The 14,477-nt window shown below is 52.6% G+C and carries 14 protein-coding genes and 1 other RNA gene; 7 read left to right on the plus strand and 8 right to left on the minus strand.

All coding sequences use genetic code 11. From position 1 onward, the window contains the following. Positions 1-18: 18 nt before the first annotated feature. Positions 19-1,113 (minus strand): glycine cleavage system aminomethyltransferase GcvT, encoded by a 1,095-nt coding sequence (gcvT, locus tag QUE74_RS18930; protein ID WP_000068712.1) that lies wholly within the window; start codon positions 1,111-1,113, stop codon positions 19-21. A 290-nt stretch (positions 1,114-1,403) separates the two neighbouring features. On the opposite strand from gcvT, the gene QUE74_RS18935 reads away from it, so the two are divergent. Further along, a complete protein-coding gene (locus QUE74_RS18935) occupies positions 1,404-1,487 on the plus strand; it encodes a hypothetical protein (RefSeq protein WP_122633141.1) in 84 nt (27 codons plus the stop codon). A 73-nt stretch (positions 1,488-1,560) separates the two neighbouring features. Here the strand turns inward: QUE74_RS18935 and ubiI are convergent, their stop codons facing one another. The 4 genes from ubiI to ygfB are packed head-to-tail and all read right to left on the minus strand — an operon-like array spanning position 1,561 to position 5,890. Beyond that, on the minus strand, positions 1,561-2,763 hold the full coding sequence (gene ubiI / locus QUE74_RS18940; protein ID WP_001192207.1) for an FAD-dependent 2-octaprenylphenol hydroxylase: 1,203 nt from the start codon (positions 2,761-2,763) through the stop codon (positions 1,561-1,563). A gap of 22 nt (positions 2,764-2,785) precedes the next feature. Beyond that, entirely contained in the window at positions 2,786-3,964 is a 1,179-nt protein-coding gene (ubiH, locus tag QUE74_RS18945; RefSeq protein WP_000111218.1) for a 2-octaprenyl-6-methoxyphenyl hydroxylase, read from the minus strand. Further along, positions 3,961-5,286: a Xaa-Pro aminopeptidase gene (pepP, locus tag QUE74_RS18950; protein WP_001290107.1), complete on the minus strand. Its 1,326-nt coding sequence runs from the start codon at positions 5,284-5,286 to the stop codon at positions 3,961-3,963. Before pepP ends, ubiH begins: the two co-directional genes overlap by 4 nt. 25 nt (positions 5,287-5,311) lie before the next feature. Further along, complete coding sequence (ygfB, locus tag QUE74_RS18955; RefSeq protein WP_001295378.1) at positions 5,312-5,890, minus strand: UPF0149 family protein YgfB; 579 nt, start codon at positions 5,888-5,890, stop codon at positions 5,312-5,314. A 167-nt stretch (positions 5,891-6,057) separates the two neighbouring features. Between ygfB and zapA the strand changes: the two genes are divergently transcribed. From zapA to QUE74_RS18970, 3 genes are all read left to right on the plus strand, one after another. Continuing rightward, positions 6,058-6,387 (plus strand): cell division protein ZapA, encoded by a 330-nt coding sequence (gene zapA / locus QUE74_RS18960; protein ID WP_001276008.1) that lies wholly within the window; start codon positions 6,058-6,060, stop codon positions 6,385-6,387. Positions 6,388-6,428: 41 nt separating this feature from the next. Beyond that, positions 6,429-6,612: non-coding RNA, 6S RNA (gene ssrS / locus QUE74_RS18965), on the plus strand. A gap of 20 nt (positions 6,613-6,632) precedes the next feature. Next, positions 6,633-7,235, plus strand: coding sequence for a 5-formyltetrahydrofolate cyclo-ligase (locus QUE74_RS18970; protein ID WP_000192740.1), 603 nt, complete (start codon positions 6,633-6,635; stop codon positions 7,233-7,235). Positions 7,236-7,335: 100 nt separating this feature from the next. On the opposite strand, the gene ibsC is transcribed toward QUE74_RS18970, so the two are convergent. From ibsC to rpiA, 3 genes are all read right to left on the minus strand, one after another. Next, the gene (gene ibsC, locus QUE74_RS18975) at positions 7,336-7,395 is read right to left on the minus strand and encodes a type I toxin-antitoxin system toxin IbsC (protein WP_071525914.1); all 60 of its coding nucleotides are present in this window, start codon (positions 7,393-7,395) and stop codon (positions 7,336-7,338) included. A gap of 240 nt (positions 7,396-7,635) precedes the next feature. After that, positions 7,636-8,868 carry a phosphoglycerate dehydrogenase gene (gene serA, locus QUE74_RS18980; RefSeq protein WP_001151605.1) on the minus strand — a complete coding sequence of 411 codons (1,233 nt, stop codon included), beginning with the start codon at positions 8,866-8,868 and terminating at the stop codon, positions 7,636-7,638. Between the two features lie 255 nt (positions 8,869-9,123). Then, positions 9,124-9,783 (minus strand): ribose-5-phosphate isomerase RpiA, encoded by a 660-nt coding sequence (gene rpiA / locus QUE74_RS18985; RefSeq protein ID WP_000189743.1) that lies wholly within the window; start codon positions 9,781-9,783, stop codon positions 9,124-9,126. A gap of 460 nt (positions 9,784-10,243) precedes the next feature. On the opposite strand from rpiA, the gene argP reads away from it, so the two are divergent. The 3 genes from argP (at position 10,244) to meaB (ending at position 14,473) form a co-directional block, all read left to right on the plus strand. Further along, positions 10,244-11,137, plus strand: a complete 894-nt coding sequence (gene argP / locus QUE74_RS18990; protein ID WP_001360955.1) for a DNA-binding transcriptional regulator ArgP — start codon at positions 10,244-10,246, stop codon at positions 11,135-11,137. 203 nt (positions 11,138-11,340) lie between these two features. After that, entirely contained in the window at positions 11,341-13,485 is a 2,145-nt protein-coding gene (scpA, locus tag QUE74_RS18995) for a methylmalonyl-CoA mutase (RefSeq protein WP_000073259.1), read from the plus strand. Continuing rightward, positions 13,478-14,473 carry a methylmalonyl Co-A mutase-associated GTPase MeaB gene (gene meaB, locus QUE74_RS19000; protein WP_000606507.1) on the plus strand — a complete coding sequence of 332 codons (996 nt, stop codon included), beginning with the start codon at positions 13,478-13,480 and terminating at the stop codon, positions 14,471-14,473. Before scpA ends, meaB begins: the two co-directional genes overlap by 8 nt. Positions 14,474-14,477 lie beyond the last annotated feature (4 nt).

A 14,477-nucleotide genomic window follows, 5' to 3' on the forward strand; every position in this document is an offset into this window, starting at 1 on the left:
AATCTCCAAAAAAGTAAATCACGCGACGGCTTTGCCGTTACGCACAAAAACAGGTTTCGTCACTTTTACCGGCATTTCACGGTTGCGAATTTGCACAATCGCCGTTTCGCCAATACCTTCCGGCACGCGTGCCAGCGCAATGCTGTAACCCAACGTCGGGGAGAAAGTACCGCTGGTGATAATGCCTTCATGCTGATTGCCCTGCGCATCGGTAAAACGTACCGGCAGTTCATTACGCAGCACGCCTTTTTCGGTCATCACCAGACCAACCAGTTTTTCTGTGCCATGTTCACGCTGCGCTTCCAGAGCTTCACGACCGATAAAGTCACGATCAGTCGGTTCCCAGGCGATGGTCCAGCCCATGTTGGCTGCTAAAGGAGAAATGGTTTCGTCCATCTCCTGACCATAAAGATTCATACCCGCTTCCAGACGCAGCGTGTCACGCGCGCCCAGACCGCAGGGCTTAACGCCCGCTTCCACCAGCGCTCGCCAGAAATCCGCCGCTTTTTCATTGGGCAGCGCAATTTCGTAGCCCCCTTCACCGGTATAACCGGTGGTGGCAATAAACAGATCGCCCGCCTGCACGCCAAAGAAGGGTTTCATCCCTTCCACCGCCTGACGCTGAGCATCATTAAACAGTGTGGCAGCTTTTGCCTGCGCATTCGGCCCTTGTACGGCAATCATGGAGAGGTCATCACGAACGGTAATTTCAATGCCGAAAGGTTCAGCGTGTTGGGTAATCCAGGAGAGGTCTTTTTCGCGGGTGGCGGAGTTAACAACGAGGCGGAAGAAATCTTCAGTAAAGTAGTAGACGATGAGGTCATCTATCACACCGCCAGAGGCATTCAACATCCCCGAGTAGAGGGCTTTGCCGCTTTTGGTGAGCTTCGCCACATCGTTCGCCAGCAGATAACGCAGAAACTCCCGGGTGCGACTACCGCGAAGATCGACGATGGTCATATGTGACACATCAAACATTCCGGCATCGGTACGTACCGCATGATGTTCGTCGATTTGCGAACCGTAATGCAGCGGCATCATCCAGCCGTGGAAATCCACCATGCGAGCGCCGCAAAGCGTGTGTTGTTCGTACAAAGGAGTCTGTTGTGCCATCTTGTCCTCATTGAATAAGCGGGGCTGACAACTTTTTCATGGTGAAATTATCACCACGAAACCCAGCATCGGAGCCACTCCCGGTCCCCAACGCAATCGTTCTCTTTTCCCTGAACTTACCACCGAAACAGCCTGTTAACCATAAGGTAAAATTGATCATCACATTAGCTTATGGTTAAAAAACGCCAAAATCGCAACAGAATAAAAAACCAAAAAAAGAACCAATCTCTATACAAAGATAATTAGATGAGAAAGTTAATTTGAATAAGGCAACATTAAGAACTGAAAAAATGTCAAAAAACACCAAATCAAAAATTCGTGACATTAGAAAATATAATGCGAAAACGGAGGTGAAATTAGTTTATTTCAAATGAGGAAAATCTCCCGGCGAAAAAACCGGGAGATGAAAGTGTGATGGGTATCAAATAAACAGCAGAAGAGAAATTTTTAGCGCAGCCATTCAGGCAAATCGTTTAATCCCATTGCCTGACGGATAAGTTGTGGTTTAACGCCAGGAAGCGTGTCGGCCAGTTTCAGGCCAATATCACGCAGCAGTTTTTTCGCCGGATGAGCCCCGGAAAACAGATCGCGGAATCCCTGCATACCTGCCAGCATCAGCGCCGCACTGTGCTTGCGGCTACGCTCATAGCGACGCAGGTAAATGTACTGCCCGATGTCTTTACCCTGACGATGCAACCGTTTCAGTTCAGCAATCAGCTCTGCAGCATCCATAAAGCCGAGATTCACCCCCTGCCCCGCCAACGGGTGAATGGTATGCGCGGCGTCGCCCACCAGCGCCAGACGGTGCGCGGCAAACTGGCGCGCATAACGCCCAGTCAGCGGGAACACCAGACGTTCACTCTCAACCCTGCATAAGCCCAGGCGATTATCAAAAGCGATATTTAACTCGCGGTTAAATTCGTCTTCGCCTGCCTGCTGCATCCGCTGTGCTTCCTCTGGCGACAGTGACCAGACAATTGAGCAAAGATGCGGATCGCTAAGCGGCAAAAAGGCCAGAATGCCTTCGCCATGGAAAACCTGTCGCGCCACCGCATCATGCGGTTCTTCCGTGCGAATGGTCGCCACCAGCGCGTGATGCTGATAATCCCAGAAAGTCAGCGGAATATCGGCTTTGTTGCGCAACCAGGAATTAGCGCCGTCTGCGCCAATCACCAGACGCGCCGTTAACATGCTGCCGTCTTTCAGCGTCAGGAAGGTTTCGTTCTCTCCCCAGGCGACCTGCTGTAATTCTGCAGGGGCTAACAGGCTGATATCTGAGGACTGCTGTGCTTTGTTCCACAGCGCGTAGTGAATGACTGAATTTTCAACGATATGCCCAAGATGGCTATAGCCCATGCTTTGATCGTCAAACGAAATGTGACCAAAACTGTCTTTGTCCCACACATCCATGCCGTGATAGCAACTGGCTCTGCGGGAGAGAATCTCCTGCCAGACGCCAAGACGGGTGAGTAATTTTTCGCTGGCGGCATTGATAGCCGAAACGCGCAGTTGTGGTGGTGCATCCGCCGCCAGGGGTTCCGGTACGCGCTGCTCCAGTACGGCAACGCGTAAGCCGCTGCCCTGCAAGCCGCAGGCAACCGCCAGCCCCACCATGCCGCCGCCAACAATGGCTACATCAACACTTTGCATTGTTTATTCCTTAAAGCCGCCTTTAACGCGCCACCCAACCGAGGGTGCGCTGCGCCAGCACATCGCGTGCCGGAGTGAATAATTCCATTGCCATCAGCCCGATGTTGCGCCCGACAACCAGCGGCGTCCAACGGTTGGCAAAAAGATGTACAAGGCTGTCAGTGACGCCGATGGTTGCTTCTCGATCGCTCTGTCGACGCTGCTGATAACGGCACAAGACGCCGTAATCACCTATGTCTTCTCCGCGCTCTTGCGCCTGAGTCAGGGTTTCCGCAAGGCTCATCACATCCCGCATACCGAGGTTGAACCCTTGCCCGGCAATCGGGTGCAGAGTTTGCGCCGCATTGCCCACCAGCACGGTACGATGGGTAACAGGTCTGGCGGCGCGGGTTAACGCCAGCGGGTAAGCACTGCGTTTACCAGCGTGGGTAATTTTCCCAAGTCGCCAACCAAAGGCCGACTGGAGTTCACGGCAAAACGTCTCGTCGCTCCACGACAGCACCTCTTCGCGCCGTTCCAGTGGATGACACCAGACCAGCGAACAGCGTCCGTCAGACATCGGCAACATCGCCAACGGGCCATATTGTGTGAAACGCTCAAACGCCCGGCCTTCGTGCGCAACGGAAGTCGCAACGTTCGCAATCACGGCCAGTTGTTCGTAAGGCTCCTGCTGCCAGTCAACACCGCACGCGGTGGCTAACGCGGAATGGGTGCCATCAGCGGCTACCAGCACGCAGCCCGTCAGCGTCTCGCCACTCTCCAGCGTCACTTCAACGTGACTCTGAGTACGGGCAACGTTAGCCACGCGATCCGGACAATGCAGCGTTACGCCAGGCGCTTTGCGCAATAGCGCAAACAGCCGTTGCCCGACATTATGCAATTCGACAACCTGCCCCAACGCCGCCAGTTGGTAATCTTCTGCGGCGAGGGTGACGAATCCGGCATGACCACGATCGCTGACATGAACGGTAGTGATGTTGGTTGCGCAATCTGCCAGAGATTGCCAGACGCCGATGCGCGCCAGTTGCTGACAGGTGCCCGCCGCCAGCGCTATCGCTCGTCCATCAAAGCCCGGATGAGCATGAGACTCTGGCGCGGTCGCTTCAATCAAATGTACCGGCAGCGCCCCGTGACTTAACCGGGAAATAGCCAGCGCCAGCGTCGCGCCCGCCATGCCGCCACCGACGATGATTACGCTCATTGCTTTCTCGCAGCAGCCATCAACGCTTCAATTTCTCCCGGCTTTTTCACTACGCTGGCGGTGAGGTTTTCATTGCCGGTTTCGGTAATCACAATGTCGTCTTCGATACGAATGCCGATACCGCGATATTGTTCTGGTACATCCGCATCCGGCGCAATGTACAGCCCCGGCTCTACGGTCAGTACCATGCCCGGTTCCAGAATGCGCGAGCGATCCTGACCATAAATGCCAACATCATGGACATCCAGACCTAACCAGTGGCTAAGGCCATGCATAAAGAAAGGACGATGGGCGTTTTGGGCGATCAGTTCTTCAACATCACCTTTCAGGATGCCGATTTTTACCAGGCCGCTAACCATGATGCGCACCACTTCACCGGTGACTTCCTGAATGGACGTTCCCGGACGATACAGGCGCAGGCTGGTTTCAAGAGACTCCAGCACAATGTCGTAGATTTCACGCTGAGCCTGAGTGAATTTACCGTTAACCGGGAAGGTGCGGGTAATATCGCCAGCGTAACCTTTGTATTCACAACCCGCGTCAATCAACACCAGGTCACCGTCACGCAGTTCACACTCGTTTTCGGTGTAGTGCAGAATGCAGCCGTTTTCACCGCTGCCGACAATGGTGTTATAGGAAGGATAGCGCGCACCGTGGCGGTTAAATTCGTGGTGAATTTCGCCTTCCAGGTGGTACTCGAACATTCCCGGACGGCATTTTTCCATCGCCCGGGTATGCGCCAGGGCGGTGATTTCCCCCGCGCGGCGAAGTACGGCAATCTCTTCTGGTGATTTGAACAGGCGCATTTCATGAACAATGGGACGCCAGTCGATCATCGTTGCCGGTGCGGTGAGATTTTGTCGCGAACCTTTACGCAGTTTTTCCAGCGCGCTGTTCACGATTTCATCAGCATATGCATATTCGCCCTGGGCGTGGTACACCACATCCAGACCATTAAGTAGTTGATAAAGTTGCTGATTGATTTCGCTGAATGCCAGTGCGCGGTCAACGCCCAGTTTCTCTGGCGCGGCATCCTGGCCTAGGCGACGACCAAACCAGATCTCTGCCGTCAGGTCGCGAACGCGGTTAAACAAAACGCTGTGGTTATGAGTGTCGTCGCTTTTAATCAGCACCAGCACCGCTTCCGGTTCGTTAAAGCCGGTGAAGTACCAGAAGTCACTGTTCTGACGATAGGGGTATTCGCTGTCGGCGCTACGTGTTACTTCTGGTGCAGCAAAAATCAGCGCGGCGCTGCCGGGTTGCATTTGCTCCACCAGGGCCTGACGGCGACGCTGAAACTCTTGCCGGGATATCTCACTCATAACACTCTCCTTACGTTTTTTGTTTTTAGTGTAGAGTCGGTTTTTGTACTTCTGGCGCGGTCGGTTGCGGATGAGTAAAGGTGTCGTGGCATAACAGCGCGGCAACACGGACGTACTCGATGATCTCTTCAAGCGACATTTCCAGCTCTTCCTGATCTTCGTCTTCGTCGTAGCCCAGCTGCGCGATGTTACGCAGATCGTCGATGGCTTCACCGGTTTCGCCGGTCACCTTGTCCAGCTTCGGTTGCGTAACGCCAAGACCAAGCAGGAAGTGATTAACCCAACCTGCCAGCGCATCAGCCCGATCGAAAACGCTGACATCATCGCCATCAGGCAGATAAAGCTGAAAAAGGAAGCCGTCATCCTGCAGGGCATCGCTGGTAGCAGAGTGCATTTTGCGCAATGCCTGTGCCAGCTCATGACCGAAAGCCATGCCTTCGTTCGTCAGGTCGTGAAGCAGTGGCAGCCATGAGCTGTCATCGTTACCACCACATATCATCCCACTGATTAAACCATGCATCTCAGCAGGGGTCAGACCCGTCCCTTGTTGGTTCAGATACTGGTTCATTTCGTTGTAACCAGGCATTTCGTTCTGTATAGACATAAGCATTCGTCGTCAAAGGGAGGAATATTCATGATATGCTACCACTTTGGGCCCTGGTGGACCAGAAAAGGGCTTGTCTCTTCTCATCAGGGTAGCTATAGTGTCGCCCCTTCGCAGACCATGGGTCTAAAGACGAAGGCAGCGCAGTCAATCAGCAGGAAGGTGGCATGTCTGCACAACCCGTCGATATCCAAATTTTTGGCCGTTCACTGCGTGTGAACTGCCCGCCTGACCAAAGGGATGCGTTGAATCAGGCAGCGGACGATCTGAACCAACGGTTGCAAGATCTGAAAGAACGCACTAGAGTCACAAATACTGAACAGTTGGTCTTCATTGCCGCATTGAATATCAGCTATGAGTTAGCGCAAGAAAAAGCGAAGACTCGTGATTACGCGGCAAGCATGGAACAGCGTATTCGGATGCTGCAGCAGACCATAGAACAAGCGTTACTTGAACAAGGTCGCATCACCGAAAAAACTAACCAAAACTTTGAATGACACTTTTCGGTTTACTGTGGTAGAGTAACCGTGAAGACAAAATTTCTCTGAGATGTTCGCAAGCGGGCCAGTCCCCTGAGCCGATATTTCATACCACAAGAATGTGGCGCTCCGCGGTTGGTGAGCATGCTCGGTCCGTCCGAGAAGCCTTAAAACTGTGACGACACATTCACCTTGAACCAAGGGTTCAAGGGTTACAGCCTGCGGCGGCATCTCGGAGATTCCCTTCTTATCTGGCACCAGCCATGACGCAACTACCAGAAATCCCACTGACATTATCTCGACAAGAAATCCGCAAAATGATTCGGCAACGTCGTCGTGCGTTAACGCCGAAACAACAGCAAGAAATGGGTCAACAAGCTGCTACCCGGATGATGACGTATCCCCCGGTGGTGATGGCGCATACGGTCGCTGTATTCCTCTCTTTTGATGGCGAACTCGACACCCAGCCACTCATAGAACAACTCTGGCGCGCCGGTAAGCGCGTATATCTTCCAGTTTTGCATCCCTTTAGTGCCGGTAATTTGCTGTTCCTGAATTACCATCCGCAAAGCGAACTGGTGATGAACAGGTTGAAGATCCATGAGCCAAAACTGGATGTGCGTGACGTGCTACCCCTTTCCCGATTAGACGTGTTGATCACACCGCTGGTCGCCTTTGATGAGTACGGTCAGCGCCTGGGAATGGGCGGTGGTTTTTATGATCGGACCTTACAAAACTGGCAGCGCTATCAAATGCAACCGGTGGGTTATGCGCATGATTGTCAGTTGGTAGAAAAACTCCCCGTTGAAGAGTGGGATATTCCACTTCCTGCAGTAGTTACGCCGTCGAAAGTCTGGGAGTGGTGAGGGCGACACACCTGCATCGCCCTGATTGACATCGTTGATTCTTTGACCTAATTTAGTGAGTAAGGGTAAGGGAGGATTGCTCCTCCCCTGTGACTGACTGTTAATAAGCTGGGAAACTTATGAGTAACAGTACAATCAGTATGATGACGAGTCGCATCATAACCCTTCTCCTTCAAGCCCTCGCTTCGGTGAGGGCTTTACCGTTACAGCCCCATGCTGCCCTGCCATCGTAAACTCTCTTTAAATAAGCACAACGCATTGATCTGGCTTTAATTTATTTCTTCGAGCAGACTCGCAAAGGCAATTGCAGCGCACTACAAATGGCAGTGACATGCGCGGGAAAAGGGATAAAAAAACGGGCAAGTCAGTGACCTGCCCGTTAATTTTCAGAGAAGGGGAATTAGTACAGCAGACGGGCGCGAATGGTGCCCGGAATAACTTTCATTGCCTGCAGCGCTTTTTCGGCAACGTCTTCATCAGCTTCAATATCGATAACCACATAACCCATCTGGGCGGAAGTTTGCAGATATTGCGCGGCGATGTTAACGCCCTGCTCGGCAAAGATTTTGTTCAGCGCAGTCAGCACGCCCGGACGGTTTTCGTGGATGTGCATCAGACGACGCCCACCGTGCAGTGGCAGCGAGACTTCCGGGAAGTTCACCGCAGAGAGCGTTGAGCCATTGTCAGAATACTTGATCAATTTACCCGCAACTTCCAGGCCGATATTCTCCTGTGCTTCCTGAGTCGAACCGCCAATATGTGGCGTCAGAAGGACGTTGTCGAACTCGCAAAGCGGCGAAGTAAACGGATCGCTGTTGGTCGCCGGTTCCGTCGGAAAGACATCGATTGCCGCACCTGCCAGGTGTTTGCTCGCCAGCGCGTCACACAGCGCCGGAATATCCACCACCGTTCCGCGCGAGGCATTAATCAGCAACGAGCCGGGCTTCATTAGCGAAATCTCTTTCGCGCCCATCATATTTTTGGTGGACGGATTCTCTGGCACATGCAAACTCACCACATCGCTCATATTCAGCAGATCAGAAAGATGCTGTACCTGAGTGGCGTTGCCCAGCGGTAGTTTGTTTTCAATATCATAAAAGTAAACATACATTCCCAGCGATTCAGCCAGAATGCCCAACTGTGTACCAATATGACCATAGCCGATGATACCCAGCTTTTTGCCGCGCGCTTCAAAAGAGCCAGCTGCCAGCTTGTTCCAGACACCACGGTGCGCTTTAGCGTTGGCTTCCGGTACGCCGCGCAATAGCAGCAGAAGTTCGCCAATTACCAGCTCCGCAACAGAGCGCGTATTAGAGAACGGTGCGTTAAATACCGGGATCCCGCGTTTTGCAGCTGCATCCAGATCAACCTGGTTTGTTCCGATACAGAAACAGCCAATAGCGACCAGTTTTTCTGCGGCGTTGATCACGTCTTCAGTCAGATGGGTACGGGATCGCAGGCCGATGAAGTGGGCATCGCGGATGGATTCTTTTAATTGTTCATCATCCAGCGCGCCTTTGTGAAATTCGATGTTGGTGTAACCCGCTGCACGAAGGCTTTCAAGCGCCTTTTGGTGCACGCCTTCTACCAGCAGAAACTTAATCTTGTCTTTCTCCAGCGATACCTTTGCCATTTACCCAATCCTGTCTTTTGAAATGTTGTGTGCGGATTTGCATCCGCCTTTCAACATATCAAAAAATAATATTGCGGCAATATGAACGTTTGCGTCGCGATGTTGAGGAAATATCACGCAAAGGTTTTTCTTGGATGAATATGCTGGATTAGAGGATTTATTTAGAGCAATCGACAATAGCCAGGTAAAAACGTGACACATGTCACCAAATTTAACGAAGAGAATTTTTTTAACGGGGGAGATTCCCCCGTCAGATCATTTCACAATGGTTTTGACACCGTCAGGTGTGCCAATCAGCGCAACGTCCGCGCCACGGTTAGCAAATAAGCCAACAGTCACCACGCCCGGAATCGCATTTATGGCGTTTTCCATCGCTATTGGGTCCAGGATTTCCATGCCGTGGACGTCGAGGATCACGTTGCCGTTATCGGTCACCACGCCCTGACGGTATTCCGGACGACCGCCCAGTTTCACCAGCTGGCGCGCCACTGCACTACGTGCCATCGGGATAACTTCTACTGGCAGCGGGAATTTGCCCAGAATATCAACCTGCTTAGAAGCGTCTGCAATACAGATAAATTTTTCCGCAACCGAAGCAATGATTTTTTCACGGGTCAGCGCTGCGCCGCCGCCTTTGATCATTTGCATGTGGCCGTTGATTTCATCTGCGCCATCAACGTAGATGCCAAGGCTGTCGACTTCGTTGAGATCAAAAACGTGAATGCCGAGGCTTTTCAGTTTTTCAGTGGACGCATCCGAACTGGAAACAGCCCCTTCAATCTGGCCTTTCATCGTGCCAAGCGCATCAATAAAGTGTGCGGCGGTGGAACCTGTACCTACACCAACAATGGTGCCGGGCTGAACATACTGAAGTGCCGCCCATCCTACTGCTTTTTTCAATTCATCCTGCGTCATGATCGTTTCGCCTGTGGTATGAAATTTCACACGCATTATACTCTAAATAATTCGAGTTGCAGGAAGGCGACAAGAGAGTGAATCCCCAGGAGCTTACAGAAGTAAGTGACTGGGGTGAGCGAACGCAGACGCAGCACATGCAACTTGAAGTATGACGAGTATATACAAAAAAAGCGATTCAGACCCCGTTGGCAAGTCGCGTGGTTACCTCATCCATAAAATATCGTGCAATAGCGGGCATCCCCTTTCGCCCCGCAAACAAAGCATATAAAGGTCTGGGTATGCCGCTCCAGGGCGCGAACTCGCTGAGCGAAATGCAATAGCGCAAATCCCTGATCTTTTAAGCTGCGTGTTTAACCACTGATACAAATGTACCCGCCGACGGCTTCGGTATATGCAACCTGACGCAAAATTGTGTCATAGTGCAGGAAAAAGCATTTACCAGGAGCAGACAACAGCAATGAAACGCCCGGACTACAGAACATTACAGGCACTGGATGCGGTGATACGTGAACGAGGATTTGAGCGCGCGGCACAAAAGCTGTGCATTACACAATCAGCCGTCTCACAGCGCATTAAGCAACTGGAAAATATGTTCGGGCAGCCGCTGTTGGTGCGTACCGTACCGCCGCGCCCGACGGAACAAGGGCAAAAACTGCTGGCACTGCTACGCCAGGTGGAGTTACTGGAAGAAGAGTGGCTGGGCGATGAACAAACCGGTTCAACTCCGCTGCTGCTTTCACTGGCGGTCAACGCTGACAGTCTGGCGACGTGGTTGCTTCCGGCGCTGGCTCCTGTGTTAGCTGATTCGCCTATCCGCCTCAACTTGCAGGTAGAAGATGAAACCCGCACTCAGGAACGTCTGCGTCGCGGCGAAGTGGTCGGCGCGGTGAGTATTCAACATCAGGCGCTACCGAGTTGTCTTGTCGATAAGCTCGGTGCGCTCGACTATCTGTTCGTCAGCTCAAAACCGTTCGCCGAAAAATATTTCCCTAACGGCGTAACGCGTTCGGCATTACTGAAAGCGCCAGTGGTCGCGTTTGACCATCTTGATGATATGCACCAGGCCTTTTTGCAGCAAAACTTTGATCTGCCTCCAGGCAGCGTACCCTGCCATATCGTTAATTCTTCAGAAGCGTTCGTGCAACTTGCTCGTCAGGGGACCACCTGCTGTATGATCCCACATCTGCAAATCGAGAAAGAACTGGCCAGCGGCGAACTGATTGACTTAACGCCAGGGCTATTTCAACGCCGGATGCTCTACTGGCACCGCTTTGCTCCTGAAAGCCGCATGATGCGTAAAGTCACTGATGCGTTGCTCGATTATGGTCACAAAGTTCTTCGTCAGGAATAATCCATCAAATAATGCCTGGTAATACATACCAGGCATCACCTCCAGTTCTTTTTGTATTCCTTGAATCACATCACAAAATAGACAAATCTCAGGCGGCAAAAAACGACGTCTGAATGCATTTTTTTTGCTGGCGACAAACCCACGTAAAAAGCTCACCGTAAGCGCAAATACCCTCATTTTGATTGCGTTTTATGGAGCAAATAATGTCTAACGTGCAGGAGTGGCAACAGCTTGCCAACAAGGAATTGAGCCGTCGGGAGAAAACTGTCGACTCGCTGGTTCAGCAAACCGCAGAAGGGATCGCCATCAAGCCGCTGTATACTGAAGCCGATCTCGATAATCTGGAAGTGACCGGTACCCTTCCTGGTTTGCCACCCTACGTTCGTGGCCCGCGTGCCACTATGTATACCGCCCAACCGTGGACTATCCGTCAGTATGCCGGTTTCTCGACAGCAAAAGAGTCTAACGCTTTTTATCGCCGTAACCTGGCCGCCGGGCAAAAAGGTCTTTCCGTTGCGTTTGACCTTGCCACCCACCGTGGCTACGACTCCGATAACCCGCGCGTGGCGGGCGACGTCGGCAAAGCGGGCGTTGCTATCGACACCGTGGAAGATATGAAAGTCCTGTTCGACCAGATCCCGCTGGATAAAATGTCGGTTTCGATGACCATGAATGGCGCAGTGTTACCCGTACTGGCGTTTTATATCGTCGCCGCAGAAGAGCAAGGAGTTACGCCCGATAAACTGACAGGCACCATTCAGAACGATATCCTCAAAGAGTATCTCTGCCGCAACACCTATATTTACCCGCCGAAACCGTCAATGCGCATTATTGCTGACATCATTGCCTGGTGTTCTGGCAACATGCCTCGCTTTAATACCATCAGTATCAGCGGTTACCATATGGGTGAAGCGGGTGCCAACTGCGTGCAGCAGGTAGCATTTACGCTCGCTGATGGGATTGAGTACATCAAAGCAGCAATCTCCGCTGGGCTGAAAATTGATGACTTCGCTCCTCGCCTGTCGTTTTTCTTCGGCATTGGCATGGATCTGTTTATGAACGTCGCCATGTTGCGTGCGGCACGTTATTTATGGAGCGAAGCGGTCAGTGGATTTGGCGCACAGGATCCGAAATCACTGGCGCTGCGTACCCACTGCCAGACCTCAGGCTGGAGCCTGACTGAACAGGATCCGTATAACAACGTTATCCGCACCACCATTGAAGCACTGGCTGCAACGCTGGGCGGTACTCAGTCACTGCATACCAACGCCTTTGATGAAGCGCTTGGTTTGCCTACCGATTTCTCAGCACGCATTGCCCGCAATACCCAGATCATCATTCAGGAAGAATCAGAACTCTGCCGCACCGTCGATCCACTGGCCGGATCCTATTACGTTGAATCGCTGACCGATCAAATCGTCAAACAAGCCAGAGCCATTATCCAACAGATCGACGAAGCCGGAGGTATGGCGAAAGCGATCGAAGCAGGTCTGCCAAAACGAATGATCGAAGAGGCCTCCGCGCGCGAACAGTCGTTGATCGACCAGGGCAAGCGTGTCATCGTTGGTGTCAACAAGTACAAACTGGATCACGAAGACGAAACCGATGTACTTGAGATCGACAACGTGATGGTGCGTAACGAGCAAATTGCTTCGCTGGAACGCATTCGCGCCACCCGTGATGATGCCGCCGTAACCGCCGCGTTGAACGCCCTGACTCACGCCGCACAGCATAACGAAAACCTGCTGGCTGCCGCTGTTAATGCCGCTCGCGTTCGCGCCACCCTGGGTGAAATTTCCGATGCGCTGGAAGCCGCTTTCGACCGTTATCTGGTGCCAAGCCAGTGTGTTACCGGCGTGATTGCGCAAAGCTATCATCAGTCTGAGAAATCGGCCTCCGAGTTCGATGCCATTGTTGCGCAAACGGAGCAGTTCCTTGCCGACAATGGTCGTCGCCCGCGCATTCTGATCGCCAAAATGGGCCAGGATGGGCACGATCGCGGCGCGAAAGTGATCGCCAGCGCCTATTCCGATCTCGGTTTCGACGTAGATTTAAGCCCGATGTTCTCTACACCTGAAGAGATCGCCCGCCTGGCAGTAGAAAACGACGTTCACGTAGTGGGCGCATCTTCACTGGCTGCCGGTCATAAAACGCTGATCCCGGAACTGGTCGAAGCGCTGAAAAAATGGGGACGCGAAGATATCTGCGTGGTCGCGGGTGGCGTCATTCCGCCGCAGGATTACGCCTTCCTGCAGGAGCGCGGCGTGGTGGCGATTTATGGTCCAGGTACGCCTATGCTCGACAGCGTGCGCGACGTACTGAATCTGATAAGCCAGCATCATGATTAATGAAGCCACGCTGGCAGAAAGTATTCGCCGCTTACGTCAGGGTGAGCGTGCCACGCTCGCCCAGGCCATGACGCTGGTGGAAAGCCGTCACCCGCGTCATCAGGCGCTAAGTACGCAACTGCTTGATGCCATTATGCCGTTCTGTGGTAACGCCCTGCGACTGGGTGTTACCGGCACACCCGGCGCGGGGAAAAGTACCTTTCTTGAAGCCTTTGGCATGTTGTTGATTCGTGAGGGACTAAAGGTTGCGGTTATTGCGGTCGATCCCAGCAGCCCGGTCACTGGCGGTAGCATTCTCGGGGATAAAACCCGCATGAATGACCTGGCGCGTGCCGAGGCGGCGTTTATTCGCCCGGTACCATCCTCCGGCCATCTGGGCGGTGCCAGTCAGCGAGCGCGGGAATTAATGCTGTTATGCGAAGCGGCGGGTTATGACGTAGTGATTGTCGAAACGGTTGGCGTCGGACAGTCGGAAACGGAAGTCGCCCGCATGGTGGACTGTTTTATCTCGTTGCAAATTGCCGGTGGCGGCGATGATCTGCAGGGGATTAAAAAGGGGCTGATGGAAGTGGCAGATCTGATCGTTATCAACAAAGACGATGGCGATAACCATACCAATGTCGCCATTGCCCGGCATATGTACGAGAGTGCCCTGCATATTCTGCGACGTAAATACGACGAATGGCAGCCACGAGTTCTGACTTGTAGCGCACTGGAAAAACGTGGAATCGATGAGATCTGGCACGCCATCATCGACTTCAAAACCGCGCTAACTGCCAGTGGTCGTTTACAGCAAGTGCGGCAACAACAATCGGTGGAATGGCTGCGTAAACAAACCGAAGAAGAAGTACTGAATCACCTGTTCGCGAATGAAGATTTCGATCGTTATTACCGCCAGACGCTTTTAGCGGTCAAAAACAATACGCTCTCACCGCGCACCGGCCTGCGACAGCTCAGTGAATTTATCCAGACGCAATATTTTGATTAAAGGA

Origin of the sequence: Escherichia sp. 10290, assembly GCF_030295155.1 — a bacterium.
GTDB classification, from domain to species: domain Bacteria; phylum Pseudomonadota; class Gammaproteobacteria; order Enterobacterales; family Enterobacteriaceae; genus Escherichia; species Escherichia coli_F.